At 53.4% G+C, this 26,778-nt stretch carries 23 protein-coding genes and 1 riboswitch; of the genes, 12 read left to right on the top strand and 11 right to left on the bottom strand.

The window, feature by feature from the left end:
• The first annotated feature begins 64 nt into the window (after window positions 1-64).
• The 6 genes from ascF to HZZ01_RS14075 all read left to right on the top strand — a co-directional run bounded on the left by ascF (window position 65) and on the right by HZZ01_RS14075 (window position 6,392).
• Window positions 65-1,531, top strand: a complete 1,467-nt coding sequence (gene ascF / locus HZZ01_RS14100; RefSeq protein ID WP_179898227.1) for a PTS cellobiose/arbutin/salicin transporter subunit IIBC — start codon at window positions 65-67, stop codon at window positions 1,529-1,531.
• Window positions 1,532-1,578: 47 nt separating this feature from the next.
• Window positions 1,579-3,009, top strand: a complete 1,431-nt coding sequence (locus HZZ01_RS14095; RefSeq protein WP_179898226.1) for a 6-phospho-beta-glucosidase — start codon at window positions 1,579-1,581, stop codon at window positions 3,007-3,009.
• Window positions 3,010-3,070: 61 nt separating this feature from the next.
• A riboswitch (TPP riboswitch) is annotated at window positions 3,071-3,173 on the top strand.
• Between the two features lie 68 nt (window positions 3,174-3,241).
• Window positions 3,242-3,943: a thiaminase II gene (gene tenA, locus HZZ01_RS14090; RefSeq protein WP_179898225.1), complete on the top strand. Its 702-nt coding sequence runs from the start codon at window positions 3,242-3,244 to the stop codon at window positions 3,941-3,943.
• Window positions 3,940-4,680, top strand: a complete 741-nt coding sequence (locus HZZ01_RS14085) for an ABC transporter ATP-binding protein (RefSeq protein WP_179898224.1) — start codon at window positions 3,940-3,942, stop codon at window positions 4,678-4,680. The genes tenA and HZZ01_RS14085 overlap by 4 nt, the downstream gene beginning before the upstream one ends.
• Window positions 4,677-5,432, top strand: a complete 756-nt coding sequence (locus HZZ01_RS14080) for an ABC transporter permease (RefSeq protein WP_179898223.1) — start codon at window positions 4,677-4,679, stop codon at window positions 5,430-5,432. Before HZZ01_RS14085 ends, HZZ01_RS14080 begins: the two co-directional genes overlap by 4 nt.
• A 24-nt stretch (window positions 5,433-5,456) precedes the next feature.
• Window positions 5,457-6,392, top strand: a complete 936-nt coding sequence (locus HZZ01_RS14075) for an ABC transporter substrate-binding protein (RefSeq protein WP_179898222.1) — start codon at window positions 5,457-5,459, stop codon at window positions 6,390-6,392.
• A 35-nt stretch (window positions 6,393-6,427) separates the two neighbouring features.
• Here the strand turns inward: HZZ01_RS14075 and HZZ01_RS14070 are convergent, their stop codons facing one another.
• The gene (locus HZZ01_RS14070; protein ID WP_179898221.1) at window positions 6,428-8,200 is read right to left on the bottom strand and encodes an EAL domain-containing protein; all 1,773 of its coding nucleotides are present in this window, start codon (window positions 8,198-8,200) and stop codon (window positions 6,428-6,430) included.
• A gap of 152 nt (window positions 8,201-8,352) precedes the next feature.
• The gene (locus tag HZZ01_RS14065; protein ID WP_179898220.1) at window positions 8,353-9,579 is read right to left on the bottom strand and encodes an FAD-dependent oxidoreductase; all 1,227 of its coding nucleotides are present in this window, start codon (window positions 9,577-9,579) and stop codon (window positions 8,353-8,355) included.
• A 157-nt stretch (window positions 9,580-9,736) separates the two neighbouring features.
• On the opposite strand from HZZ01_RS14065, the gene HZZ01_RS14060 reads away from it, so the two are divergent.
• Both HZZ01_RS14060 and clcA read left to right on the top strand, forming a co-directional pair.
• A complete protein-coding gene (locus tag HZZ01_RS14060) occupies window positions 9,737-10,045 on the top strand; it encodes a YicS family protein (protein ID WP_179898219.1) in 309 nt (102 codons plus the stop codon).
• A 95-nt stretch (window positions 10,046-10,140) separates the two neighbouring features.
• Window positions 10,141-11,532: a H(+)/Cl(-) exchange transporter ClcA gene (gene clcA, locus HZZ01_RS14055; RefSeq protein ID WP_179898218.1), complete on the top strand. Its 1,392-nt coding sequence runs from the start codon at window positions 10,141-10,143 to the stop codon at window positions 11,530-11,532.
• Window positions 11,533-11,549: 17 nt separating this feature from the next.
• Here clcA and HZZ01_RS14050 read toward each other — a convergent pair whose 3' ends face one another.
• Together HZZ01_RS14050 and HZZ01_RS14045 are read right to left on the bottom strand one after the other, a co-directional pair.
• Window positions 11,550-12,074, bottom strand: a complete 525-nt coding sequence (locus tag HZZ01_RS14050) for a phenolic acid decarboxylase (protein WP_179898217.1) — start codon at window positions 12,072-12,074, stop codon at window positions 11,550-11,552.
• 2,055 nt (window positions 12,075-14,129) lie between these two features.
• Complete coding sequence (locus tag HZZ01_RS14045) at window positions 14,130-14,822, bottom strand: type 1 glutamine amidotransferase domain-containing protein (protein WP_179898216.1); 693 nt, start codon at window positions 14,820-14,822, stop codon at window positions 14,130-14,132.
• 161 nt (window positions 14,823-14,983) lie between these two features.
• Here HZZ01_RS14045 and HZZ01_RS14040 point away from each other — a divergent pair, with 161 nt between their 5' ends.
• Window positions 14,984-15,901: a LysR substrate-binding domain-containing protein gene (locus tag HZZ01_RS14040; protein ID WP_179898215.1), complete on the top strand. Its 918-nt coding sequence runs from the start codon at window positions 14,984-14,986 to the stop codon at window positions 15,899-15,901.
• 109 nt (window positions 15,902-16,010) lie between these two features.
• Complete coding sequence (locus tag HZZ01_RS14035; protein ID WP_179898214.1) at window positions 16,011-16,226, top strand: YdgH/BhsA/McbA-like domain containing protein; 216 nt, start codon at window positions 16,011-16,013, stop codon at window positions 16,224-16,226.
• Window positions 16,227-16,289: 63 nt separating this feature from the next.
• On the opposite strand, the gene HZZ01_RS14030 is transcribed toward HZZ01_RS14035, so the two are convergent.
• The 4 genes from HZZ01_RS14030 to HZZ01_RS14015 form a co-directional block, all read right to left on the bottom strand.
• Window positions 16,290-17,492: an MFS transporter gene (locus tag HZZ01_RS14030; RefSeq protein ID WP_179898213.1), complete on the bottom strand. Its 1,203-nt coding sequence runs from the start codon at window positions 17,490-17,492 to the stop codon at window positions 16,290-16,292.
• A gap of 166 nt (window positions 17,493-17,658) precedes the next feature.
• On the bottom strand, window positions 17,659-18,399 hold the full coding sequence (locus HZZ01_RS14025) for a nitroreductase family protein (RefSeq protein WP_179898212.1): 741 nt from the start codon (window positions 18,397-18,399) through the stop codon (window positions 17,659-17,661).
• Between the two features lie 83 nt (window positions 18,400-18,482).
• Window positions 18,483-19,859, bottom strand: coding sequence for a glycoside hydrolase family 10 protein (locus HZZ01_RS14020; protein ID WP_218928197.1), 1,377 nt, complete (start codon window positions 19,857-19,859; stop codon window positions 18,483-18,485).
• A 93-nt stretch (window positions 19,860-19,952) separates the two neighbouring features.
• Complete coding sequence (locus HZZ01_RS14015; RefSeq protein WP_179898211.1) at window positions 19,953-21,443, bottom strand: PLP-dependent aminotransferase family protein; 1,491 nt, start codon at window positions 21,441-21,443, stop codon at window positions 19,953-19,955.
• 110 nt (window positions 21,444-21,553) lie between these two features.
• On the opposite strand from HZZ01_RS14015, the gene gabT reads away from it, so the two are divergent.
• A complete protein-coding gene (gabT, locus tag HZZ01_RS14010) occupies window positions 21,554-22,840 on the top strand; it encodes a 4-aminobutyrate--2-oxoglutarate transaminase (protein WP_179898210.1) in 1,287 nt (428 codons plus the stop codon).
• Between the two features lie 77 nt (window positions 22,841-22,917).
• Entirely contained in the window at window positions 22,918-24,333 is a 1,416-nt protein-coding gene (gene gabP / locus HZZ01_RS14005; protein ID WP_179898209.1) for a GABA permease, read from the top strand.
• Window positions 24,334-24,661: 328 nt separating this feature from the next.
• Here gabP and HZZ01_RS14000 read toward each other — a convergent pair whose 3' ends face one another.
• The 3 genes from HZZ01_RS14000 to HZZ01_RS13990 all read right to left on the bottom strand — a co-directional run bounded on the left by HZZ01_RS14000 (window position 24,662) and on the right by HZZ01_RS13990 (window position 26,761).
• A complete protein-coding gene (locus tag HZZ01_RS14000) occupies window positions 24,662-24,964 on the bottom strand; it encodes a type 1 fimbrial protein (RefSeq protein ID WP_179898208.1) in 303 nt (100 codons plus the stop codon).
• Between the two features lie 459 nt (window positions 24,965-25,423).
• Window positions 25,424-25,843, bottom strand: a complete 420-nt coding sequence (locus HZZ01_RS13995; RefSeq protein ID WP_179898207.1) for a VOC family protein — start codon at window positions 25,841-25,843, stop codon at window positions 25,424-25,426.
• Window positions 25,844-25,864: 21 nt separating this feature from the next.
• On the bottom strand, window positions 25,865-26,761 hold the full coding sequence (locus HZZ01_RS13990; RefSeq protein WP_179898206.1) for a LysR family transcriptional regulator: 897 nt from the start codon (window positions 26,759-26,761) through the stop codon (window positions 25,865-25,867).
• Window positions 26,762-26,778: the final 17 nt, after the last annotated feature.

Raw genomic sequence — 26,778 nt, 5'->3', positions numbered from 1 at the left:
GCCTGCGTGCAGGCGCTAAAACATAAAAAACTTTGACCGATTTACCCTACAGAGAAAAACGATCATGCCCATAAATTATGCCGAGGTGTCACGCGCCATCGTCGATGCGCTAGGCGGCCTCACCAATATCGAAGCCGTCACTCACTGCATGACCCGTTTGCGGTTCGTGCTGAAAGATGAAACGCAGGTCGATACTCCCCGCCTCAAAGCCATCAAGGGCGTAATGGGTGTGGTGCATAACGATACCCAGTGCCAGGTAATCATTGGCAACAATGTTTCGCAGGCTTATCAGGCGGTACTGCAACTGGGATCGCCTGGCGTTGCACCGAGGGTGCCGGTGAAACGTAAAATCACCCTGAGAGGCATCGGTGCGGGTATTCTGGATGCGCTGGTGGGCACCATGTCGCCGCTGATCCCGGCCATTATTGGCGGGTCGATGGTTAAACTGCTGGCGATGATTTTGGATATGGCGGGCGTGTTTGAAAAAGGGTCGTCAACGCTGGTGATCCTTAACGTCATTGGCGACGGGGCCTTCTTCTTCCTGCCGATCATGGTAGCCGCCTCTGCAGCGCTGAAATTCAAAACCAATATGTCGCTGGCGATCGCCATTGCTGGGGTGCTGGTCCATCCCAACTTTGTTGATCTGATGGCCAAAGCGGCACAGGGTCAACCGGTCGAATTCGCCTTCATCCCGGTGACGGCGGTGAAATATACCTACACGGTGATTCCGGCGCTGGTGATGACCTGGATCCTGTCGCACATTGAGCGCGGCGTAGATCGCATTACGCCTGCCGTGACGAAAAACTTCCTTAAACCGATGCTGATCGTACTGATTGCTGCCCCTATCGCGATTGTGCTGATTGGCCCGATTGGCATCTGGATCGGCAGCGGCATCTCCGCACTGGTTTACACCGTCCATGGCTATCTTGGCTGGTTGTCCGTCGCCATTATGGGGGCTATCTGGCCGCTGCTGGTCATGACCGGGATGCATCGGGTGTTTACGCCGACCATCATCCAGACCATTGCCGAAACCGGCAAAGAGGGCATGGTAATGCCGTCAGAGATCGGTGCCAACCTGTCGCTGGGTGGATCATCACTGGCGGTGGCGTTTCGCACCAAAAACCGGGAACTGCGTCAGACTGCGCTGGCGGCAGCGGCTTCCGCCATTATTGCCGGAATTTCAGAACCGGCGCTGTATGGCGTTGCGGTCCGGCTTAAGCGTCCGCTGATCGCCTGTCTGATCAGCGGTTTTATCTGTGGCGCGGTCGCGGGTATCGGCGGGCTGGCCAGCCACTCAATGGCCTCTCCCGGCCTGTTTACCAGCGTACAGTTCTTCGATCCTGCTAATCCCATGAGTATTGTCTGGGTCGGTGCGGTCATGGTGTTGTCGGTGGTGCTGTCGTTTGTGCTGACGCTGCTGTTAGGGTTTGAAGATATTCCTGAAACAGAGCCTGAAACGAAACCCGAATCCGGGACCGTCCCGCCACCTGCGCCTGTTACTGAGCGCACCAACGCGGTTAATAGCCTTTAAACTGCCACTTAAGGAAAGGGTCATGCTGACCCGGAAAAGAGGATTGCATGTCTGATTCAAGGTTCCCGCAAGGGTTTTTATGGGGTGGCGCACTGGCTGCCAACCAGAGTGAAGGCGGTTTTCGTGAAGGCGGAAAGGGCTTAACCACCGTTGATATGATTCCGCATGGTCCGCACCGTATGCCGGTCAAGCTGGGTCTGGAGAAGCGTTTTACCCTGCGTGATGATGAATTCTATCCCAGCCATGAGGCCATCGATTTTTATCACCGCTATCCGGAGGATATCGCGCTGATGGCCGAGATGGGGTTCAGCGTGTTCCGCACGTCGATTGCCTGGAGCCGCCTCTATCCCAACGGCGACGAACTGACGCCTAATCCGGAAGGGATTGCTTTTTATCGCGCGGTATTCGAAGAGTGCCGTAAATACAATATCGAACCGCTGGTGACGCTCTGCCATTTTGATGTGCCGATGCATCTGGTCACGGAATATGGCTCGTGGCGCAACCGCAAAATGGTCGACTTTTTTGCCCGTTATGCCCGCAGTTGTTTCGAGGCGTTTAACGGGCTGGTGAAATACTGGCTGACCTTTAACGAGATCAATATTCTGCTGCATAGCCCGTTTTCCGGAGCTGGCCTGGTGTTTGAGCCTGGTGAGAACAGGGATCAGGTGAAGTATCAGGCGGCACATCATGAACTGGTTGCCAGTGCGATGGTGACGCGGATCGCGCATGAAGTGAATCCGGCCAATCAGGTCGGCTGCATGCTGGCAGGCGGAAACTTCTACCCGTGGTCGAGTAAACCCGAAGATGTCTGGGCGGCACTGGAGAAAGATCGCGAAAACCTTTTCTTTATTGATGTGCAGGCGCGCGGCGCCTATCCGGCCTACGCCGCGCGCGTGTTCCGTGAAAAAGGCGTGACGCTTGAGATTGAAGACGGTGATGCTGACATCCTGAAAAACAGCGTCGATTTTGTCTCATTCAGTTACTACGCCTCACGCTGCGCTTCGGCGGAGATGAATGAGCAGAACAGCAGCGCCGCCAATGTGGTGAAATCCCTGACCAATCCTCACGTGCCACGCAGCGAATGGGGATGGGGTATCGATCCGCTAGGCTTACGCATCACCATGAATATGATGTATGACCGTTACCAGAAGCCGCTGTTCCTGGTTGAGAACGGCCTGGGCGCGCGCGATGAAATCGATGCGAATGGCGAGATTAACGATGATTACCGCATCAGCTATCTGCGTGAACACATCCGCGCCATGGGCGATGCCATCGAAGATGGTGTGCCGGTGATGGGTTACACCAGCTGGGGCTGCATCGATCTGGTTGCTGCATCGACCGGTGAAATGAGCAAGCGCTACGGTTTCGTCTACGTTGACCGCGACGATTTGGGCAACGGCACACTGGCGCGCACCCGTAAGAAATCGTTCTGGTGGTATAAGAAAGTGATTGCCAGCAACGGAGCCGATCTTGAGTGACAATGTCACCTAAGATCGCTCGCTCGTGCCGTTGTACTCTGGCACAAATTATCGTATAACGAATGTCTCCGAGGGGTGTCCTGTAATGGGCTGAGATGGCGTAAGCCGAACCCTTTGAACCTGATCTGGGTCATGCCAGCGAAGGGACGGGTCGGCAGATTTTTCTGCGTCATCTCCTGCACTATCCCTGTTCCAGACCGTATGCCCGGATCTCCCTGTTACTGGAGATCCCATGTCACATCCGCTTTTCGAAACCGGCTTTTATGGTCGTCTGCGCCAGCAGGCAGGCACTCAATGGCACGCGTATGTCAGGCACGATTTTGTGCAGCAACTCGGTCAGGGCACGCTGCCACCCGCCGCTTTCCGCCACTACCTCACTCAGGACATGCTGTTCCTGCTGCACTTCGCGCGTGCCTGGGGTCTGCTGATCAGCAAACTCTCTGAGCCCGCCATGTTACGCACTGCGACCGCATCGCTTAACGCCATCGTCAACGAACTGCCGTTGCATCTGGCTTACTGTCAGCAATGGGGTATCTCCGAGGCAGAGATGGCGAGCGAACCCGAAGCAATGGAAACGATCAACTACACCCGCTATGTGCTGGACGTAGGGCACACCGGGGATGCGCTGGAGCTGATGGCGGCACTGATGCCGTGTGTCGCTGGCTACGCTGAAATTGGTCTGACGCTGCTGGATGATCCCTCGACTCGCTTTGAGGGAAATCCTTACGGCCCATGGATAGAGAATTACGGCGATGAATCCTACCTGGCAGGCGTCGGTTCCTCACTTTTGCTGTTTGAAGCTCTCGCTCAGCAGCGCGCGGGTGAACAGCGTTTTGATCGGCTGGCGGAGATTTTCAACACTGCGACCCGGCTGGAAGCAGCATTCTGGCAAATGGGGCTCAACCATGCTGCCGCTTTTCGGGTCAGCCCATGAACCCGCCTGTTGATGGCGTGCCGCCTGGTATTTCCATTCGCCAGCTCTGCCTGACGCTGGGTCAGCAGCAACTTTTCAGCCAGCTTGATCTGGAGATTGCGGGCGGTGCATTTACCGCTTTACTGGGTGCCAGCGGCGTTGGTAAAAGCAGCCTGATGCGGGTCATTGCCGGTCTGACGCCACCGACTTCCGGACAGATTAGCGGTAGCGACGGTCTGCCGCTGACCGGTCGCATCGCCTGGATGGGACAACAGGATCTGCTCTATCCCTGGCTCACAGTGCAACAGAATGTCTGCCTCGCCAGTCGCCTGAAGGGCGAGAAAGCCGACCATGACTGGGCGCAGCATCTGCTGGAGCGGGTGGGCCTAAGCAAATATGCCCGCGCACGACCCGCGACGCTCTCCGGCGGGATGCGTCAGCGTGCCGCGCTGGCCCGTACTCTTTACACCCGTCAGCCCATTGTGCTGATGGATGAGCCGTTTTCCGCGCTGGATGCACTAACACGCAGTCAGATACAGACGCTGGCCGCAGAAGTGCTGGTCGGGCATACCGTGCTGTTAATTACTCATGATGCCGCAGAAGCCTGCCGACTCAGTCATCATCTGCTGGTGATAGGTGTGGCGGGGATAGAAGCCTGCACGCCTCTGCAGGGTCAGCCACCGCGGGCTCCAGACGACATCCATGTCATCCAGAGTCACTCCGCGTTACTGAAGCAGCTGTGCAGGATAGTCCGATGAGAAACCATTTTACCGGTATTCGCCGGGGCGCGACGCTGTTTACCGGACTGATTACGCTGTGGTGGCTCGCCACGCTGACCACCATTCCGGCGTTTCTGCTGCCCTCGCCCGCTGCGGTCGCCGCCGCGCTGTGGCAGAACGCTGACTATCTCAGCCATCACACGCTGATTACCCTGACCGAAATCCTCAGCGGCATGGCGCTCGGCGTGCTGCTGGGTGGCGCGCTGGCGCTGGGCATGACATTTTCGCCATGGTTACAGCGCTGGATGATGCCGCTGGTAATCACCAGCCAGGCGATTCCGGTGTTTGCCCTGGCGCCTTTGCTGGTGCTCTGGTTTGGCTTTGGCATAGGCGCCAAAGTCGCGATGGCCGTGCTGGTGATCTTCTTTCCGGTAACCTCCAGCTTTTTTGATGGACTGCGCCGCGTCACCCCCGGCTATCTCGATCTGGCTCGAACGATGGGCGCTTCACGTGCCTCACAACTGCGTCATGTCCGACTGTTAGCCGCGCTGCCCGCGCTGGGTTCAGGGCTGCGGATGGCGGCGGCCGTCGCGCCAATCGGGGCAATCATCGGTGAATGGGTTGGCTCAGCCGAAGGGCTGGGCTTCGTAATGCTGAATGCTAACGCACGGATGCAGAGCGACCTCTGTTTCGCTGCGCTTTTCATTCTGGTGCTGATGACGCTGGGCCTGTGGCTGACTATCGACTTCCTGCTGCGCCGCCTGATTTCCTGGGCTCCCGAGACAATTTAATGACCTCCAAAGATGAGAAAACTCATGACTAAACTGCCTCTGTTTACCCTGCTGTTCAGCGCCGCCTTAGCCACTCAGGCTCAGGCGATGGAAAAACTGACGCTGGTGCTCGACTGGTATATTAATCCCGATCACGCACCTATCATGGTGGCGCAACAGACCGGTGCGTTTGCAGCTGAAGGGCTGGATGTAAACATCGTGCCGCCTTCCGATCCGGCGCTGCCACCACGTCTGGTGGCAGCTAAACAGGCGGACTTAGCCATTACCTATCAGCCGCAGCTGCATTTTTTCGCCGACCAGGGCCTGCCGCTGATGCGGGTGGGTACGCTGATTAACACGCCGCTGAACACGCTGATGACGTTAGACAAAACAGTAAAAAAACCGGCAGATTTAAAAGGGAAGCGCATCGGCTACTCGGTCAGCGGCATTGAGCAGGCGACGCTGACGACTATGCTGGCCCATGATGGGGTCAACGCCAATCAGGTGAAGCTGGTTAACGTCAATTTTCAGCTCACCAGCGCGCTAATGACAGGCCAGGTGGATGCAGTGATAGGCGGCTATCGCAATATTGAAGCCCTGGAGATGAAACTTGCGGGCAAAGCGCCGGTGGTGCTTAACGTCGAAGATTATGGTGTTCCGGCCTATGATGAGCTGATTATCGTTGCTAACCGTGATGAAGCCCACCCGGAGAAAATCCAGAAATTTCTGCGGGCACTGAAGAAGGGAAATGCAGAATTGCAGGCGCATCCCGAGCAGAACTGGCTGACGTTTGTCCGGGCCCATCCGGAACTGAACACGCCGTTAAACCATCAGGCATGGCGTGCCACCCTGCCGCTGTTCGCAGCCGACCCGGCTAAACTGGATCGCGCACGTTATCAGGCTTATGAGCAATTTCTGTTTGATAATAAGCTGATTAAAAGCATTACCCCGGTAGAGCGCTACGCCATCGGCAGTGAGTGATAAGAGAGCCCGCAGCGAATGCTGCGGGCAGGTTACTAGCGTGACTTCGGATACAACCAGTGTTCAATATCGCTGGCGGGCAGCGGTTTTGAGAAGAAGTAGCCCTGGATTTGATCGCAACCGTAAGCTTTCAGCAATCCCAGGGTTGCTTCTGCCTCGACGCCCTCGGCAAGCACGGTGTAATTCAGTTCTTTGAGCATCTGAATAATACATCTGACAATGATTTTCGATGCATCATCTTCACCCATACGTGAGATGAGTGACCGGTCGATCTTGATCACATCGAGCGGAATATCCTGCAGATAGCTGATGTTGCTGTAGCCGGTGCCGAAATCATCCAGTGATATCACAAAGCCCCTGGATTTCAGCGCTACCAGCCCTTTAATCGCCACATCGCTTTTGGTGATTAACTCATTTTCCAGACACTCAATGCCCAGGATAGCGTTGGGCAACTGAGCCGCCGCTAATTTCGCCACCAGCTTGTCGGCAAAATCCGCTTTTGCGAAGTCGCGCTCACTGACGTTGATCGAGACCGGAATCAGGTCATACTCACGATTCCAGCGCGCCAGCTGTTCAACGGTATGGTCGATAACCCAGTTAGTCAGATCGGAGATCAGGTTAGTTTTACCCGCTAACGGGATAAATTCTGATGGGAAGAGCTCGCCCCGCTCAGGGTGATTCCAGCGGATCAGCGCCTCCAGCCCGACCGTTTTACCGGTTTTGAGACAGACTTTTGGCTGCCAGGCCAGGTAAAGCTCTTCGTCTTTATTCAGCGCCTGAGCCAGGTCGTTCATGATCATGAAGTCATCGGTGCGTCGCGAGTCGTAACTCTGTTCAAAACACATCGCACTGATGTTTTCATCAATCCCCTCATGCAGCGCACTCACAGCCTGACGCACCGTTTCGTTGGCATCCATCTTACCCGGTACAAACTCTGTTTCACCGGCAAAAACATCCAGGTCGAGCGTGATATTTTCTGACAGATCGGCCTTCATGCCCTTAAACAGGTCGGGTAAATTATGTGCGGTAAAACGGCCTGAATAAGGCTGAACGATCGCATAACGGCCGGGGGCAAAAGAGTAAAGCGTGTCATTTTCAGCCAGATTGAGCCGATGTGCGACATCCTGTGCCATCTGTTTCAGAAGTTTCTCCATCGGTCCAATACCCACCGCGCGGGTAAGCTCATATGCGCGAATGATGTCGAGGCAGTCGATAAGAATCAGGCGAAAGCGGCTATGGGGTGCAGTAAGCGTCAGTTGCTGAATATCACGAATCAGGCGTGGGCGATTCGGGAGGTGTGTAATAACGTCAGCATAACCTGCGTTATTCCAGACATCCAGAAAAGAGGTTACCAGCGTAGCCAGCGAACGCAGCGTGACGAGTTTCTCTTCACTGAAGGAATGTGGCTGCGTGTCGGTCACACAAAGCGTACCCAGCGTCGCACCGTCGAGATTCTGCAGAGAGACACCAGCATAGAAGCGAATATGCGGCTCCCCTTTAACGAAGGGATGCGTCACAAAGCGCTCGTCCAGTAACGTGTCCACCACCACAAGATGCCCATCCCCATCGATAACGTGGCGGCAAAGAGATTCATCCCGGGTCGATTGTTTAAGATCGAAGTTCCGTGATGCTTTAATGTATTGATTATGATCGTCAATAATCGAAATGAAGCTGCCTGAAATACCCAGCACCTGGCTGGCGAGATTAACAAATCTCTGCAGCACTTTATCCCGGGCTTCGTCCGGAGACAAAAGTGCCCTGATTGCGCTCCGACGTTTTACATCGCTGCCATTTTGCTCGTTATGCACTGAAACCTCTCTTATGCAGGCGCAAAAATCGAAAATAATTTAGCTTAACAATGCTCAATTAGCGCCCAATTATCAGATGAATAGCGGCTCAACCTGACAGTACTTTCACAGCGAAACAGTGTCGCACGATATAGAATCGCTGTCGAAATCATTTAACGCTCTTCTTTTACGCGCGCGATCTGTGGCGATTCCGTCCTGAAGCCAAGACCAATCAGGCGCCCCAGCACAAAACGCAGGAACGGCAGGCGCTGGATTATGGCGGGAACCTTGCTGCTTCCCGTAGGTTTCCTTTTCGCTTTGTTTCGGCTCATTTTGATCTGCAAAAATTGTGTGGCGACAGTGGGGAACTGACGACGCTTCTGCACTTTTTCCAGATCGCGTGGCTGCAGTTCACCCCGCTTCAGGGGGGCACTCAGAAGGTTCGCCGTCGCTACGGCATCCTGAATCGCCAGATTAACGCCAACGCCGCCAATCGGTGACATAGCATGTGCAGCATCACCAATGCAGAGCACGCCGGGTTTTGCCCACTTATCCAGCCGGTCAATCTTTATCGACAGCAGCTTAAACGCTTCCCAGTGGGTGATCTCCGCCATGCGCGTCGCTTCAAAAGGCGATAGTGCGGCCACTTCTGCTTTAAACGCGTCGAGTCCGGCGACCTGTTTAGCCTCAAACTCCCCTTTCGGGATCGTCAGCCCACATTGCCAGTAGTTGCCACGATCGATAACGATAAAGTTCTGCCGTGGTCCTTTATGACCCATGCCCAGTTCGGGATCGTGCGGCTGCTTACTTAAGCGGAACCAGATGACATCGCGCGCTGCGCCAAATTCCTGACCGGTGAGTCCGGCCGCTTCGCGCACCCGCGAATGGCGGCCATCTGCACCGACCACCAGTTTACAGGTGATATGCAGCTGCTGATTACCGCGTGAGGCCGTCACGCCACTGACCGTGCCATTTTCCAACGTCAGGGACTCAAACGAAGTCGATTGCAGCAGGCTGAAGCCCGCGTAACGGGCGCTCTGCTCTGCCATAAAGTTCAGGAAATCCCACTGCGGCATAAAAGCGATAAATCGGCATTTAACCGGCAAACGTGAGAAATCGGCCATTGTAATACTCTGTCCTGCAATTTCCGCCTCCAGCTTTTCGGCACGCTGATGCGGCAACGTCAGGAAAGATTCCAGCAGACCGAGCTGATGCATAATCTCCAGCGTCGAGGGGTGGATGGTGTCTCCGCGAAAATCGTGGAGAAAATCGGCGTGCTTTTCAATCACCACGATGCGCAGACCTGCGCGGGCAAAAAGATAGCCCAGCATCAATCCGGCCGGGCCACCGCCGACAATACAGCAGTCAGCGGTAATAATTTCAGTGGAATGTGGCTGCATGTCAGCTCCCTGTCACGCCAGTATTGCTATGATAATTATGCCAGCCGTTGCGAACTAACCGCAGTCGGTCAATGGTGCTGTGCTCAGGCTAATCACTCAATGCGATTAAACTCAACTGAAAACTGCCGAAGACGCAATCCGCAGCCAGGAGATCATCATGAACGTGATCCTCAATACGCTGTTTATTCTGCCGCTATTAAGTCCACTTGTTGTGGCAGCCGCGCCCTATGACACGCTGAAATTTGCGCTGCGTAAGCAGCAAATTACCGACGACCTGCGCCAGAAGTGTCAACTTCCGCCAGCGACTTCTGACGAACAATTGCGCCAGACATTTCTCAATGATAAGCCCAACCTGAAACAGAATCAGGTCACGCTGACCGCAGCGGTTCAGGCGCTAAAAAATCAGGACAATCCAGCCTACCGCGAACGCATAGCTCAAGTGGTTTGTCCACCACAAACCGATTAACACTTTTACTCCGTTGAAATTGATCCTGCCGTTTGTTTTCACATTATCACTCAGTAAACTGGCACGCTGGTCTGGTTGAACAAGAATCTCTCTCAATGAATGAAGAATCACCGCAGCCTGTTTATGTTCCCCGCTCCATCGCGGCGCGCAGCCGGATGTTTCGCGCCCTGCTACATCGGGATAAAACGCCGCTGGCGATGCTGTTCTGCGCCGCACTGGTCGGTACACTGGTTGGCCTGGCGGGCGTGGCGTTTGCCCGGTCCGTTGAGGCAATACAGCAGTGGCGCGCCGACACGCTGACGCCTGAACAGTTTCAGGGCTGGATGCTTTATGCCGCGGCCTTTGCCATCTCAGCTCTGCTGGCGATGGTAGGTTATTTCCTGGTACGACGCTTCGCTCCCGAAGCGGGCGGTTCCGGTATTCCTGAAATTGAAGGTGCGCTGGAAGAGCTGAGGCCGGTTCGCTGGTGGCGGGTGATCCCGGTGAAATTCTTTGGCGGTCTGGGCACGCTGGGTGCCGGGATGGTGCTGGGACGGGAAGGCCCAACGGTGCAGCTGGGTGGCAACATTGGCCGCATGGTCATCGATATTCTGGGGATGCGCAGCAATGAAGCACGTCATACGCTGCTGGCAACCGGTGCGGCGGCCGGTCTTGCGGCGGCGTTTAATGCGCCGCTGGCGGGCATCCTGTTTATCATCGAGGAGATGCGTCCGCAGTTCCGTTATAACCTGATTTCGATCAAAGCCGTGTTTACCGGCGTGATTATGGCGAGCATCGTTTTTCGCTGTTTCAACGGCGGACAGGCGGTAATCTCTGTGGGCAAGCTGGCTGATGCACCGGTGCAAACGCTGTGGCTCTATCTGGTGCTCGGCATGATCATCGGCATGGTCGGCGTGCTGTTTAATCGCCTGATATTTATAACTCAGGATCTTTTTGCCCGCCTTTATGCCGGTAAAACAGCACGCGTGGTGCTGGCGGGTGCTTTGCTTGGCGGCGGCTGCGGTATTCTGGCTCTACTGTTCGCACCTGGGGCAGGCGGAGGTTCATCGCTGATTCCACAGGCAGTTCATGGTGTGTTCCCTTTCGCCCTGCTGCTGGTTGTTTTTTTGGTCAGACTGGTAACAACACTGCTCTGTTTTGGCTCAGGGGCTCCGGGCGGTATTTTTGCGCCAATGCTGGCACTGGGAACGCTGCTCGGAACCGCCTTTGGGGTGGCAATGACAGACCTGTTCCCGTTTTATCATCTGGAAGCAGGCACCTTTGCAATTGCGGGAATGGGCGCACTGTTTGCAGCATCGGTAAGAGCACCGCTGACAGGGATTGTGCTGGTGCTGGAGATGACCGATAACTATCAGCTGATATTGCCGATGATTATTACCTGTCTTGGGGCGACACTGCTGGCCCAATTTCTGGGGGGAAAACCACTCTATTCATCCATTCTGGCCCGCACGCTGGCGCGTCAGACAGAAGCTACCCACTCACAATGAGCAGGTAGCCAGGTTAATCATTTACCATCAAAATAGTCAGCAGGCATCTGTCCGGGTGCCTGATTGATCACTTCATCGTTATCAGGTCCTTCGTTTTTCATATAAGTGACTTTAGCAAACTCAGGAATGATCACGTAGGGATAGGCCGGACCTTCATCACGGAAGCGGTGCATATCTTCAATGAAGTCATTCTGATAACAGATAGTTTTCTCCGGGTGCTGACCTTCTCCGGCAATCCACTGCGGGAAGAAAATAGTGCCGTGAACCAGAGTGCGATTCAGATCAAACAGCAGGCTGACGCAGGTGCCGGTGGGCTCATGCCAGTCTACTTTGTAGATGCCCGGGGCGAACTGAATCGCGTGCATCTTCTGGTTAGTCACCCAGCGGCCACCTACTAATCCCTGATGAATGCGGTAATCGCAGGTGGTTTCGTTACGAGCGTACCACTCATATTTCCAGCCATTATCATAGGTATAGACAAAATGCGTACCAACGAACTTAGAAAGATCGCCTGAAATATTCTCTGGAGATTCAGTAGACATTTTAACCTCTGTGGTAATAGCGCACATAACATACGCAGATGATTTAAAAACAAGATATAGCGCAATTAATCAGCGAATATTGACTATGACGCAGAATGATTTTTTTACCATCATTAAACGAAAATCCTTCGCGATGGAAAAGGAGTAAAATTAATAAATAAAGCTGCCTCACCTCATTCAGCGTAACAGATGCAAAAAAAAGCGACCCTTTTACATACAACACCCTGAAACACTGGGTAATGCAGTGATTTTAAACGGGGTATTTATTCGTCATGATTCAATCAGCGAAAAATAATTTGATACGATAAATACATATATTTTCAACATTATCAACAGCCAATAGGGTTGTTGATATAGACTTCAGCTCTTTTTATTTTTTAAGTACCCACCTTTCCCCTGTTAAATGGATGAGTGAATAGTAATAATAAAAAGTTATAACTTAATTGATTTAAATCAATAAGTTAAATCTAATGAATTCAACTTTAAAGTTTATCCAACTTCAAATGAGGATTAATTTATTTTTGCTGATTTATTGAGTTTTCCTGACATTTTTGTACACGATCTAAGCTCAGGTACTCATTGGGTGCGAGAAGCGCGATACCACTAAAGACTCTGTTCCTCAGAGAAACAAAGATAAAGAGGTAAAAATTGTCGATATAGAAAAGATGCCTCAGACCTGTCAGGTAAACTCTTCTGAAAATATCAATTTTGTGAGACATAAAACGGCGCACCCTATTTCTCGTATTACAAACATAAGAGGGCGGCGTTATTCGAGGCTTATGTTAATAGTAAACCCTGCAGGAAGAGGCAACCAACATGCTGAAAACGCGCTGGTCATAAATTATCAAGCTTATCACCCGTTAGCGTTTAGCCGACCTTGCCGCAGCGACAAGTCCATTCAGCCACTGCTGTTACCCATTGATTATCGGATGAGGTTTAGCGATCATCCGTGCTTTTCTGATCATATTGCTGCTAACGCTAAGCATCCCTGGCTTCAGCAAAACATGGCCCGGCATCACCTAACCTATCACCATAAGGGGCATAAGTGGTTGCGTGAACGACTGGCGTCCATGGCTGAAAAGGTAGAATCACTCTTTGTATATCGATAGTGGTTTAAAAATTGATGCCGGGTTGAGCAGGAAAAAGTGTGTTGAATTGACGAAAGAATAGCAGGGAAATAAATCGCACGTGACTCAAACGAGTTTTTATCGGTACACGTTGCCATGGTAAGCGTCATTACTAATATCAACGTCCTGAAAAGAACTGACAGACATCACAAAATGATAAAAGCCCTGACTGAAATAGCCAGGGCTTTTAAGGTACTACAGATTTTACGTTTACCATTAACTAACTTAATTGATAGGTACTACTTCGGTACTGCTATTTATGAACAGATCCTGCGGATAATAATGATCACAATATTAAAATGTCACTATTATTAGCGGTTTCAACCACCTGATAGTCTTTCAGGAGACAAAGACAGGTCAGGCCCGTATAAACCTGCACACCCCCATCGCGATATATAATTTTGATGCGTTGCCTTACTTTCATTACGACGTTTAAACCGCAACCGTATCCTGTCGTAACGTAACGTTCAGAACTACGAGGCCTTACATCATCGCGACGCGATACTACAAACTGCTAAAGACTTACTTCGACTCCATTTAACAGGGTTATCATTAACTAACGAACAGTTTTTTAAAAACAATGTTTAACAGAACCACCGACAAGTTCAATTCTCAAATTTGTCGGGCCTTTTTACTTTACTCGTAACACTTTTTTCGGTTTATCAGGGCAACTGCACGCCGCTGATGAGTCCTACTTTACGTATATAAAAAACGATGTCAACACTGGTTTTAAAAACATGTTTATATTCTCAGTGGAGCAAATGACACGTAATTCAGGCCGTAAAATTCTTGTACAACGATTATCAACCTTAATAAAAATAGAAGACTGACCTTATGAATTTGAATAATTTACCCTGTTACTATCCGCCGCAGTACTTTAAGGGTGCAATAAAACAGGCGCCCTCAGGCGCCTTTATAACTCTTTACACTAACGAGCACTTTTACTAGCCAGACTTGCCAGTAAAACCTTCGCGGTCTCGGCTGACGAACCTGGGTTTTGACCAGTAATCAGCAAACCATCCTGAACCGTATAGGACTGCCAGTCATCGCCTCGTGAGTAGAGTCCGCCATTCTGTTTCAGCACATCTTCTACCAGGAACGGCACTATGTCGGTCAGGCCAACGCCCTCTTCTTCACTGTTGGTAAAGCCAGTCACTTTCTTGCCTTTGACCAGCGGCGTGCCATCCGCATTTTTCACATTACGCAGGACACCCGGAGCATGACAGACCAGCGCAACCGGTTTGCCCGCCTGCAGGGTTTGTTCAATCAGCGAGATAGAGTGTTTGTCGTTTGCCAGATCCCATAAAGGGCCATGGCCGCCTGGATAGAAAACGGCATCAAACGCGGCCTGGTCAACCGTATCAAGCTTGACGGTAGAGGCCAGCACGGCCTGAGCAGCAGAGTCGGCGTGGAAGCGGCGGGTCTCATCAGTCTGAGAATCGGGTTCATCACTTTTTGGATCGAGTGGAGGCTGTCCACCCTTTGGCGAAGCCAGAGTAATGTCAGCGCCCGCATCCAGGAATGCATAGTAAGGAGCCGCAAGCTCTTCCAGCCAGAAACCGGTCTTCTTACCAGTGGTGCCCAACTCATCATGCGAGGTCAAAACCATTAAAATTTTCATTTACGCTCCATATAACCGTTAGTCGGTCTCAGATGTAAGGATAGTCAGAACCAGCGTGTTAACCGCCGTCTTCTGCGTTGACCTTTTAATCATGGCGGGCTTCAGAATATTTATGAAATTTATTTCTTCAATTTCAGCTATTCACATAGCATTATACCTTGATGAAATATGATCTGAATTTACTGCCGGTTTTGCTGGTAATGATGGAAGAGCGCAATGTCACCCGCGCTGCGGAACGGCTGGGTATTACTCAGCCGGCGCTTTCTAATGCTTTGAACCGGTTACGCGAAACGCTCAACGATCCCCTGTTTATCCGTGAGCGTTACGGGATGCGTCCGACTCCCAAAGCAGAACAACTGGCCCAGGTGGTCGGTGCTGCGCTGTCATCCATCGATAAGGTTATCCTTGGTCAGCAGGACTTTGATCCGCTGCACGCCACGCGGCTTTTCACGCTTGCACCTAACAGCTATGTCGAATTCATCATGATGCCAGCCGTCGTGGCTCGCCTGAGGGCCTGTGCGCCCGGCATCAGACTTCGTCTCACCCCTTTCGGCAATGACGTCGCAGAAACCGGCGTGATTTCAGGCAACACCGATATGGTGTTGGGCCGTATCGTTGATCCACCCGATAATCTGGTGGTGCAGCACCTGATGAATGAAGGTCTGGCCTGCGTATTACGCGCGGATCATCCGCTGGCAGACGATAACCTCAGCGCAGAACAGTATGAACAGCTAAAGCACGTCAATGTTCTGCCGCCTGGGCGTATGCGCGCTGGTTTGTATCAGGCACTGGAACAAAGGGGCCTGCGTCGCCAGGTTGCCGTGTCCGTCACACACTTTCTGGCCGTGCCGGAAATGATTGCGGTCACAGACTACTGCGCAACCCTGCCACGTTTGATCTGTCAGCATCTGTCACGCGATGAGCGACTCAGAATCGTTCCTGCGCCGGTTGACCTGGGTACTTTTCCGGTTGAGATGGGCTGGCATGCACGCTATCGCGATGATCCTGCCCATCGCTGGTTCAGGACGTTAATTTCGGAGACGGCCCAGTCGCTATCTGATCCTGCGATAAACAATTAGCATGATCACCATTGCCGCACTAATAGTTAATATTGATATTGTAACCTGAGTTACTATTATTCCCATCGGAGGCCAACAACCTCCCCATTCATAACTCAGGAATATGACCATGAAAAACGTAAAAGCACTCTCAATTGCCGCAATCGCTGCCCTTTCAATGATCTCATTTAGTAGCTTTGCTGAAACTGTCTCTGTTACCTCTTCCACCCTGGATGGCGCAGAATCAAAAATCGCTGCTCAGGCTCAGGAACAGGGCGCGCAGTACAAAATTACGGAAGCGAACACCAATAACCGTGTTCACATGACCGCAGAACTGTATAAGTAACGGATGGTCGCAAACGGATTTGCCAGAAGAGGCTGCCCATTGGGCAGCCTTTTTTGTGTCAGATCAGGCAAGACGCGTGGCTGGGGAACTGCCAGTTCGCCACCATAAAATCAGTGCTGCCAGCGCTATTGCGCCGAGTACTGCAAATGCCGTGCTGTAGGAATAACGTGCAGCTATCATGCCAGTCATAGCAGGACTTAGCGCTGCGCCCACGCCCTGCATCAGCATAATGACGCTCTGCCCGGCGTTGACATGGCCGGTGCCCCGCATCAGGGAAACGATGTACCCTGGCACCGCCACGCCCAGGATCCCGGCGGCAATACCATCCAGCACCTGAACCGGAATCACAAAAATCGGCCCGGCAAAGCCTGCCGCGATAACCGCGCGTAGCGGCAAAATCATAAGAGCAACCATGATGAACAGTCGATAACCATGCGTTTCAACTCGCTTCGACACCCACAGCGCAACCGGTATCATCACCAGCTGAGAAATCACCACTGTCGCCGCAGCATACAGACCTGGACTGACCGCCGCCTGTCCACCGGCGGAGGCGACACGCATGCTCAGCATCGGCAGCAGCGCGGCATTGGCAAGATGGAACAACAGTAGCGTCACACCCGCGGTCATCAGCGCCGGTTTACGCATCAGCATTGATAAGCTCAGCGCGGGCTGACGCTCTTCATGCTGTTCATACCCGCGTGCCACATCATTGTCGATTTCATCACCCCGAATCGCCAGCGTGGCAAAAGCAGCGAAAACGGCCATTACCGTCATGAGAATAAAAACAGCCCCCATTCCCCAGTACCAGGCTGAAAAACCGGCCAGCAACGCTGCAATGGTGTTACCGCCATGATTAAAGGCTTCATTGCGTCCCATCTGATGGTTGAAGCCGCGCTGACCCGTGAGTCCTAAGGTGATACCAGCTACGGTCGGGCCGATAAACGCCGCCGCAATTCCCGCCACAATTTGCGAGACCATCGCCGTCCAGGTCTGATTGCTGTACCACAGAAGCAGCGTAGCAACGGTAATCACCAGACAGCCTAGCAGCACAATCATTTTTTTATAGCGGGTTGCATCGGCGGCGATCCCGGCAGGCAGCGTGGCAAGTAATCCGGCAATTCCGCCGCAGGTCATCACCAGACCAATTTCATCGGGACGCCAGTGTCGCTCCGTCAGAAAGATGCCCAGAAAGGGCCCCAGACCGTCGCGGACATCGGCCAGAAAAAAGCTCATTAAACAGAGCGCAAAGAGTGAACGCTGAGACATGTTATTTCCCTGGAAAGTATGAGTTAAAGGCAGTTGCGCTTCGGTTAACAGAGAAATTATGTGTTACAACCTGAGAAGTCACCTTTCGTTATAGTAACAAAATGAAAAAGACCACCCGTCACGAAGTACGGATGGCCTTTGCTGGTCACTCAATGTAGCGTGCGGATTATTTATCCGTGCCGAAACCCTGCTTTAACAGTGCTGGCAATACCGCCGGGAAATAGATGTTTTTGTAGTAACCGCTAACGCTTTCGCTCCAGCTTTCACCGTCGTTACGACCGATGTTTTTCCAGTGCTGAACCATTTCTTCGTTATAAGCCGCAATCTGCTGCTCCAGACCCTGGGTCTGATAAGTCTCATCATGGCGGAACGTTGCCAGAGGCAGACGCGGTTTCTGATGAGCGGGCTCGTCAACGTGACCGATCACCACGCCCGCAACCGGGAAGGTCATCGGCGGCAGTTCCAGCAGTGAAATCATCGCCTGCGGATCGCGACGAATCCCCCCAATCGGCACAATTCCCAGGCCTTCTGCACGCGCAGCGGCCATTACCGATCCCAGCGCAATACCGATATCGGTAGAACCTGACACGATGCTCTCAATACTCTGATGCGCGATCTGTTGCTGATCGACAGCGGACATGCCCACCGCTGATTTATGCATATCCAGCACAAAAGTGATGAACACCGGTGCTTTGGCAATCCACGATTGACCGCCCGCGATAGCGGCGATCTCTGCGCGACGTCCGGCATCACGCGTAATCACGACAGAAACCTGCTGCGAGTTTACTGATGTCGGTGCGCGATAAGCGGTACTGATAATACGATCCAACACCGCTTCATCGACAGGCTGCTCAGTGAAACTGCGTTCACTTTTATGACTTGTAAAAATATTAATCAGTTCGCTCATGGTTCCTCCCATTTAAAGCGCAAGAATAGCAGTAACTCACAGGGAAAAACTTAACCGCACTGGTCATACTGGTGTGGCATTTTTCAGCGTCCCCAGCGGCTTTTTAGATAGCTCACCGCCTGCTGAGTCTGTGGCTGATTCAGATAGTTCTCTCTGAACAGAATGGTGCCGTTGATGTTGGGGTTCGATGCATTGAGATCGAGCTGTTTTTTCAGCTCTGGCACGCCACCTTGGAGTGTCCAGTCAGGCTCAATTTTTGAAGGCTCCCCTACTTTATAGAGCGCGAGACCAATATAGAGCCGGGTTTTAGTTGGTTTCACGACTTCAGCCCACCAGTTTGCCAGCACGTCGTAACGGGCAGCCTGGCGGGAGAATGGCCAGTAGAGCTGGGGCGCGATGTAGTCCAGCAGGCCCTGCTGTACCCAGCGGCGAGTATCTGCAAAGGCTTCGTCATAGGCCGCCGCGCCGCGGGTATCGGAACCGGCGGGATCGTGCGACAGATTACGCCAGACGCCCGCCGGGCTGACGCCAAACTCAACCTCCGGCTTCAGCTGCTTAATGGTGCGAGATACCTGCTCAATCAGCTGCTGAGTGTTGTGACGCCGCCAGTCTGCTTTGCTGGCAAAACCCTGGCCATAACGGCTGAAGGTCTGATTATCGTTGAGCAGCGAACCCGCAGATTCGGAATAGAAGTAGTCATCGAACTGCACACCGTCAATGGGATATCGCGCGACGACCTCGGCAACAATGCTGGTGATCCAGTCACGAGCTTCGGGGATACCGGGATCGAGCACATAGCGATCGCCTGAAGTGCGGATCCAGTCGCGATGCAACACAAAAACGCTGGCCGGATGCAGTGAAAGCGTGCGGTTCAGTTCGCTGACGGTCGAAGGCTTCGTATTTACCGATACCCGATAAGGGTTAAACCAGGCATGGACTTTAATACCGCGTTTATGTGCCTCATCCAGCATAAACTGCAGCGGATCATAGCCCGGATCGTCGCCGATTTTGCCGGTCAGCATATCTGACCAGGGAAGGATTTTTGAGGGCCATAGCGCGGTAGCATCGGGCTTGACCTGGAAAAAGACCGTGTTAATCCCCAGGCTTTTCAGCTTATCGAGCTTGTCAGTGAGCGATTGCTGCTGCAGGCGGATACGCTGCGCGGGACTGGTGCCATTGACCGACGCAACCGGCGGCCAGTCGAGGCGCGACACCGTGGCAAGCCAGACGCCCCGCACCGGTTCATGCACCTGAGGGCGGTCTGGCTTGCCGGGTGCAGGTAATGGCTGTTTGGTCACGGGCGGAAAAGGGGTCACCAGCGATTTCGGCGGCTCAGAGGCGCAACTGACCAGCAACAACGCCGCAGCCAGTGCGGCGCCTCGCTTAATAGCGGTTCTGGCCGGTGCAGTGAAGGGATTCAGGACGATGATAAACTCCAGTATTGTCTGGTCGGGACGCAAAGAGGTGTATTCTCGGTGAGTCTGGTTAAATGTCAATGCGCTCGCTCAGCGGCAAACGTAAATCGCCGCCCTCAATATCAACCTCTGAACCCACTAGCGCTGCGGTGTGAACTCAATACCCGCAGACGCCAGACAGGCTTTAAGGGTGCCAAAGGCATCCTGACACTGCCGCTCATTGACACAGGCGTAACCCAGCAGCAATCCGCGCTCTTCCTGCGGGTGCATGTAATATTGAGAAAGTGGCCGCACTTTAACTCCGCGCTTTAACGCTTCTGCGGCTATTGCCACGTCGTCCGCGCCCGCTGGCAGCGGCATCACCAGATGCAGCCCGGCTTCATGATTGAATGCCGGTAAAAAGGCGGGTCCCAGATAGCGCTCAATCAGGCGGCAGAGAAACTGTCGCCGCTGACGATAAAGCAGACGCATCCGTCGGATATGTTCCATGTAATGACCCAGCCGGATGAACTCCGCCAGCGCCCGCTGAATCAGCAGATGCCCACCGCGATAGAGTTCCGCCGCCGCGATACGCAACGGTTGTGCCAGCGGTTTCGGCACGACCAGGTAGCCGATGCGCAAGGCGGGATAGAGCGTTTTGCTGAACGTGCCCATGTATATGACCGGTGCATCCGCTTCCAGCCCCTGCAGGGAAGGATGGGGCTGCCCCGAAAAACGAAACTCGCTGTCATAGTCATCTTCAACAATCCAGCTCTGATGACGGCGAGCCAGGGCGAGGAGTGCCTGACGACGGGCCAGGCTGAGATGCACACCCAGCGGATACTGATGAGAAGGCGTCACAAATACCATCTTAGGTGGCGGGCCGCTGTCTGGCACCAGCCCCTGCTCATCCACCGGCATCGCGCGAATCTTCAGACCATTCATGCGCAGCAGATTGCGTGTACCCCAGTAGCCCGGCTCCTCCATCCAGACCCGATCGCCAGGATCACATAATACCCGCGTCACCAGATCGACCGCCTGATGAACCCCTTCGGTAATCAGGATCTGGTCGGCATCGGCTCGCACAGAGCGCGCCACGCGCAGATAATCTACCAGTGCATGCCGCAGATCGGGACAGCCCCCGCCGCTGCTGTAGACCAGGCGATGGACGTCAGGTTCGCGGTTCAGCCGCGCCTGAATCTGACTGAACAGCTTGTGGGGAAATTCGGTGACATCGGGCGCGCCGGGAACAAATGCGCCCCACTGGTAAGGCGATGCGGTGGCATGCCCCAGCAGACTGGCGCCACGCTTAGACAGCGTTGCCTGTCGCTGCGCCCTCACCGCCTGGAGATCGGCAATCGCATCGCTCTGCAGACAGTTTTCCGGCAGCGTCTCGGCAATCCAGGTGCCGCTGCCGGTTCGCGCAGTGACATAGCCCTGCGCCATCAGGCTCTCATAGACATGCATAACGGTGTTTCGCGACACGCCCAGTTCGCGCGCCAGATCGCGGGTGGGTGGTAAACGGCTTCCGCGCGGGAACACCTCTTCAGCGATCGCAGCCTGCATGCAGTTCAGCAGCCGCTGATGTAATGAGCCTGTTCTTAAAAACTGTAACCGTGCTAATAGATGATCTGCGTACAACAGTCGCAATTGGCTCCACCTTTCCTCTCACAATTGGCTCTGGCAACTCACCACGCCTCAGGCATAAATAAACGTGTTTGTCGGGAATTGTAAACACGCATATCAACGAGGTGGAATAAATGAGCGAAAAAAATAACCTGCTGCAGCAACGCAAAGCACAGGCTCTCCCCAAAGGTATCGGCACGCTGTGCGACTGGTACGTTGCCCGGGCAGAGAACGCCACCTTATGGGATCAGGACGGTAATAGCTGGATTGACTTCGCGGGCGGTATCGCGGTGCTGAACACCGGCCACCGCCATCCACGCATTGAACAGGCCATTGCCCAACAGTTAACAAAGTTTACCCATACTGCTTTTCAGATCACCCCTTATGAAAGCTACATCGCCCTGGCTGAGCGCATTAATCAGCGGGTGCCCATTAATGGTCCGGCAAAAACCGCCTTCTTCACGACTGGCGCGGAAGCGGTAGAAAATGCAGTCAAAGTGGCGCGCGCCTATACCCGTCGTCACGGCATCATCACCTTTGGCAATGCATTCCATGGCCGCACGTTCATGACCATGGCGATGACCGGCAAAGTGGCACCCTACAAGCGGGATTTCGGTCCGATGCCACCGTCTGTATTCCATGCACGCTACCCCAGCACAGTTCAGGGAATCAGCATTGAGGCCGCACTGACCAGCCTCGACGAGATTTTTACCCAGGATATTGCGCCGCATGACGTTGCCGCAATCGTACTGGAGCCGGTTCAGGGCGAAGGTGGATTCCATGCGGCACCCGCAGAATTTATGGTGCAGCTGCGTGAGCTGGCTGATCGCCACGGCATTCTGCTGATTGCGGATGAAGTCCAGAGCGGATTTGCCCGTACCGGCAAGCTGTTCGCCATGGAACATTATCCGGTTAAGGCCGACATCATCACCATGGCGAAAAGTCTGGCCGGTGGAATGCCGCTCTCTGCCGTCGCCGGTCGCGCTGAGGTGATGGATGCCCCATCACCAGGTGGCCTGGGTGGGACTTATGCCGGCAACCCGTTGGCAATCGCCTCAGCCCATGCGGTGCTGGATGTGATTGAAGAGGAGCAGCTCTGTCAGCGCGCGGTTGATCTCGGCGCCCGGCTTGAAGCTGAACTGCAGGTGCATCAGCGCAGGCATCCGGATATTGCCGAAGTGCGTGCGCTGGGTTCAATGGTGGCGATGGAGTTCTATCAGTCCGGCACCGCGCAGGCCGTTCAGAAGAGGGCGATGGAACAGGGCCTGCTGCTGCTGACCTGCGGAGCGAAAGGCAACGTCATCCGCTTTCTCTATCCGCTCACCATTCCTGATGCCCAGTTCAGCCAGGCGCTGACCATTCTCTCTGCGGTGATTGATCACTGTGTCGCATCTGCCGGAAATCCCGTCGTCCCAGCCTGATGTCGCTGGCGCGTTAAGCAAATTTATTCCCCCGTGCGTCCGGCCACACAGGCCGGACGCCGCCAGGAGACGTTTACATGACGATGACTCAGAGTGCGAATGAAGACTCGCTCGCTCAAAACCTGAAACCGCGCCACGTGCGTATGCTCTCAATTGCTGGTGTGATTGGCGCAGGGCTGTTTGTCGGCTCCGGCCACGCTATATCTGAAGCAGGCCCGGCGGTGCTGATCTCCTATGCCGCTGCCGGTGCGCTGGTGGTGCTGATTATGCGAATGCTGGCCGAGATGGCCGTCGCCTCACCCGATTCCGGCTCGTTCTCAACCTACGCGGATAGGGCGCTGGGCCGCTGGGCCGGATTTACCATCGGCTGGCTCTACTGGTGGTTCTGGGTGCTGGTTATCCCGCTGGAGGCCAATGCAGCAGGCACTATTCTGCACGCCTGGTTCCCTGAGGTCGCTATCTGGCAATTTACCTTCGCCATCACCTTACTGCTGACCATCACCAACCTGCTCAGCGTGAAGAATTACGGGGAGTTTGAGTTCTGGTTTGCCCTGATCAAGGTGGTCGCTATCATCCTGTTCCTGGGTGTGGCGGGTGCGGCAGTGTTTGGTCTGCTGCCTGACAGCAACACCAGTGGCCTGTCGCATCTTTATGACACGCACGGATTTATGCCGAATGGGATGGGCGCGGTCGTGGCGGCTATCCTTACAACGATGTTCTCTTTTATGGGCACAGAAATCGTCACGATTGCCGCTGCCGAATCAAAAAACCCCGGCAAGCAGATCACTCAGGCGACTAACTCGGTTATCTGGCGTATTGCGCTTTTCTATCTGCTGTCGATTTTCTTTGTGGTCGCGCTGGTGCCGTGGAACACGCCAGGACTGGTGGAACAGGGTTCATGGCAGACAGTATTAACGGCGATGAACATCCCGCACGCCCGACTGATTGTTGATCTGGTGGTGCTGATGGCGGTATGCAGCTGTCTCAACTCCGCGCTCTATACTTCATCGCGCATGCTCTACTCGCTGTCACGCCGTAAAGATGCACCGGCTGCCGCTTCACGCACCAATCGCAGCGGCACACCGTGGGTTGCTGTACTGCTCTCAACCGCGGCGGCGTTTCTGGCGGTGATCGCGAATTATCTGGCACCGAGCGTGGTATTTGAATTTTTACTGGCGACCTCGGGGGCGATTGCATTGCTGGTCTATCTGGTGATCGCCGCATCGCATCTGGTGCTACGTAAAAAGCGCGAGAAAGCAGGTGAAGTCCTGAGCTACCGGATGTGGCTATTCCCCGGCCTGACGTGGGTCACTATTCTGTTTATCGTGACAGTGCTGGTGATCATGTTGTTTGACGCGAAACATCAGACTGAATTACTGGCTACAGGCGGCTTAACGCTACTGATTATTACCACCAGCCTGGTTCTGCGTCGTAAAAAGGAAAAGCGTCAGAGCACGAAGTACTTTACTCAACGCTCTTCAGACCCTTACTGATTCTCAGACATTTTATCTGAATATAAATAATGCCCACCTTCAGTAATAAAGGTGGGCATTTCTCTTTATCCACCAGCAAAGCAATACAGAACTCAACAACCCCGTAAATGAAAGGGGTTTAACCAATTACCAGCCTCACCAGTATGCCCTTTTGAGCCCGACCGGCTGAACTTAACGGTTTACTTTCCGCTTACTGTGCTCCCCAGAATAGGTGAGTTAATAATCGAACCTGATTGAGCAAGGGCTTTAACGTTAACTCACTACATACGTGCTATCACAGGCAGATTGCGCTGGCGTTATCCGGTGATAGCAAAACCTGTTTTAAGAATTACAGATAGCTGACTTCAATAATCCCTTTGGTTTTCTCAGGATTAAACCACTGCATCTTTACTGCTAACGGCAGGCCGGTAAGGGATTTTGGGTTCATCAGATTAACAGCAGTCACAACAGACTTGCCACGGGCAGGATCGTAACAGTCAAACCCGACTGGATTCTGGCCGATATTCATATTACATGAACCATTAATGATGGCGCCACTGAAGGTGATAGGACCTGAATGTGAATCTGCCCTTGCTGCACCCGCCAGGGTAATCAGCAGCGTGGTAAAGCAGGTTATTAAAAGTGATTTCATTTTTCGTCCTCCAGAGTATGTGTTACCGGTTATCGGCTCACAGACTCAAAGATTAAGTGCTGAGTGAAAAAAAATGTAAATTTTCAGACGCCTGGCCCAATGAAATCCATTAAGATGTGTTGTGACGAATTATCCCGATCCTGCCAGTAAAAATGAGTATAGTGTAATTAATGCACTTGATTTAATTTTAATATCATTTAAAGCACATTGACAAAAAATCAAAGAACCCGCATTAAAGTCTCACATTCTCTTCAGTTGGGATTCATTCTGGCGATCGACATGGCATTAAAGGAACCACTAACGTAGCAGGGTACAAAAGCATTCATTATAAATGCCCCACACTTCTATTTTTTCGCAATATCAGTATATTCGGACATAAAAATCTAAAGGTGATACTTGATGAGTTAATTAACTCACGCCAGCCTCACGAATTTAGATATTTCCCAACAACTCTTCAGTTTATTCCAGATACTGACTAAAGCGCAGAAGGTAACCATCCGGATCCTGTAACAGAAACTCCCGCTGGCAGGCGGTGGTCTCCCCGATGTCATAGTGGTTATCACGAAGCGCCCGATAAAGCGGAATGGCGTGCTGCTGCAAGCGCACCAGGACGGTCTCAATGTCATCGACTTCAATCTGAAAATTGATTCCCCGCCCCAGTGGCCAGCGCAGACCGGCTGTATTCCATCCCTGTGGATGGAACTGCTCAATCATCAGTTGCGCCTCTCCATAACAGAGATAAGCGAATTCAGGATCCTGACGCTGAATCCTCACCTCAAACCCCAGCACCACAGTGTAAAAGTGCAGCGAAGCGGTAAAGTCTGTGACGGTCAGTTCTGGCACCATTCGGTTCCAGTACAGGTTTTGATTGTTATCCATAAGTGCGTCCATTGTTGTCAGTTACGACCTCTGTTCATTCCCGGCTCGCATGCTGCTTTGCAATTCATCCAGCATCAGCCGAAGTGCAGCAGACTGATGCTCACGCGACTGATAAAGCCCCCAAATCCCAATACGCTGCGGCTCATAATCGGCCAGTAACGTCACCAGCTTTCCGGATTCCAGTGCATGGCGAGCCTCCTGCTCAGGCACCATCGCTATCCCGCAATCCGCAATTGCCGCATCACATAACAGCGAAGAGATGCCAGCACTGAGATTCCCCTTAACGGCAACTGCAATGGTTTCTCCTCCGGTCGCGGTGAAATGCCAGCTCTGCCCGGCAAAGCGACTGTAGTAGAGGCAGTTGTGCAGCGCCAGATCGTCCGGCGTTTCCGGGATGCCCCGTTGCTGCAGATACGCAGGTGAGGCGCAGAGTACTGAGCGACATTCGCCGAGGCGGCGTGCGATAGCGCCCGGCTCTGGGGCATCGGTGATGCGAACAGCAAGGTCGATGCGCTCTCCAATCAGGCTCACCGGCTGATTGTTGATCTCAAGCTCGATGCGTAAGGCAGGATAACGCGCCAGAAAATCGGGAATCACCGGGCCGACAAGGTGAAGCGCCGTAAAGTGAGCGCAAGCAATGCGTAGCGTTCCGCCGGGTACATTCTGGGTGGTCTCCTGCTGGATCGCCTCTGAAAGCAGCGCCAGCTGACGGGTCTTTTGAAGAATCGCCTCACCGGCAGGCGTCAGGGTGAGTCGCCGCGAAGAGCGATGCAGCAGCCGCGTACCCGCCCACTTTTCCATCTCCTCCAGATACCGGCTCACCATCGGACGCGAAATCCCCAGCGCACGTGAGGCGGCACTCAGACTGCCCAGCTCACATATCCGGTTGAAAACGGCTGCCGCCGTCACTCTGTCCATTACATCCACCTGTTCGG

Origin of the sequence: Pantoea sp. WMus005 (assembly GCF_013415305.1) — a bacterium.
GTDB classification, from domain to species: Bacteria; Pseudomonadota; Gammaproteobacteria; order Enterobacterales; family Enterobacteriaceae; genus Pantoea; species Pantoea rara.
Note: the sequence above shows the minus strand (reverse complement) of the source record. Positions and strands in the feature narration are given on the sequence as shown.

Bases quoted from the DNA above. Each gene is read 5' to 3' on its own strand.
- ascF (WP_179898227.1), top strand. From the start codon at position 65: ATGCCCATAAATTATGCCGAGGTGTCACGCGCCATCGTCGATGCGCTA.
- HZZ01_RS14095 (WP_179898226.1), top strand. From the start codon at position 1,579: ATGTCTGATTCAAGGTTCCCGCAAGGGTTTTTATGGGGTGGCGCACTG.
- tenA (WP_179898225.1), top strand. From the start codon at position 3,242: ATGTCACATCCGCTTTTCGAAACCGGCTTTTATGGTCGTCTGCGCCAG.
- HZZ01_RS14085 (WP_179898224.1), top strand. From the start codon at position 3,940: ATGAACCCGCCTGTTGATGGCGTGCCGCCTGGTATTTCCATTCGCCAG.
- HZZ01_RS14080 (WP_179898223.1), top strand. From the start codon at position 4,677: ATGAGAAACCATTTTACCGGTATTCGCCGGGGCGCGACGCTGTTTACC.
- HZZ01_RS14075 (WP_179898222.1), top strand. From the start codon at position 5,457: ATGACTAAACTGCCTCTGTTTACCCTGCTGTTCAGCGCCGCCTTAGCC.
- HZZ01_RS14065 (WP_179898220.1), bottom strand. From the start codon at position 9,579: ATGCAGCCACATTCCACTGAAATTATTACCGCTGACTGCTGTATTGTC.
- HZZ01_RS14060 (WP_179898219.1), top strand. From the start codon at position 9,737: ATGAACGTGATCCTCAATACGCTGTTTATTCTGCCGCTATTAAGTCCA.
- clcA (WP_179898218.1), top strand. From the start codon at position 10,141: ATGAATGAAGAATCACCGCAGCCTGTTTATGTTCCCCGCTCCATCGCG.
- HZZ01_RS14050 (WP_179898217.1), bottom strand. From the start codon at position 12,074: ATGTCTACTGAATCTCCAGAGAATATTTCAGGCGATCTTTCTAAGTTC.
- HZZ01_RS14045 (WP_179898216.1), bottom strand. From the start codon at position 14,822: ATGAAAATTTTAATGGTTTTGACCTCGCATGATGAGTTGGGCACCACT.
- HZZ01_RS14040 (WP_179898215.1), top strand. From the start codon at position 14,984: ATGAAATATGATCTGAATTTACTGCCGGTTTTGCTGGTAATGATGGAA.
- HZZ01_RS14035 (WP_179898214.1), top strand. From the start codon at position 16,011: ATGAAAAACGTAAAAGCACTCTCAATTGCCGCAATCGCTGCCCTTTCA.
- HZZ01_RS14030 (WP_179898213.1), bottom strand. From the start codon at position 17,492: ATGTCTCAGCGTTCACTCTTTGCGCTCTGTTTAATGAGCTTTTTTCTG.
- HZZ01_RS14025 (WP_179898212.1), bottom strand. From the start codon at position 18,399: ATGAGCGAACTGATTAATATTTTTACAAGTCATAAAAGTGAACGCAGT.
- gabT (WP_179898210.1), top strand. From the start codon at position 21,554: ATGAGCGAAAAAAATAACCTGCTGCAGCAACGCAAAGCACAGGCTCTC.
- gabP (WP_179898209.1), top strand. From the start codon at position 22,918: ATGACGATGACTCAGAGTGCGAATGAAGACTCGCTCGCTCAAAACCTG.
- HZZ01_RS14000 (WP_179898208.1), bottom strand. From the start codon at position 24,964: ATGAAATCACTTTTAATAACCTGCTTTACCACGCTGCTGATTACCCTG.
- HZZ01_RS13995 (WP_179898207.1), bottom strand. From the start codon at position 25,843: ATGGATAACAATCAAAACCTGTACTGGAACCGAATGGTGCCAGAACTG.
- HZZ01_RS13990 (WP_179898206.1), bottom strand. From the start codon at position 26,761: ATGGACAGAGTGACGGCGGCAGCCGTTTTCAACCGGATATGTGAGCTG.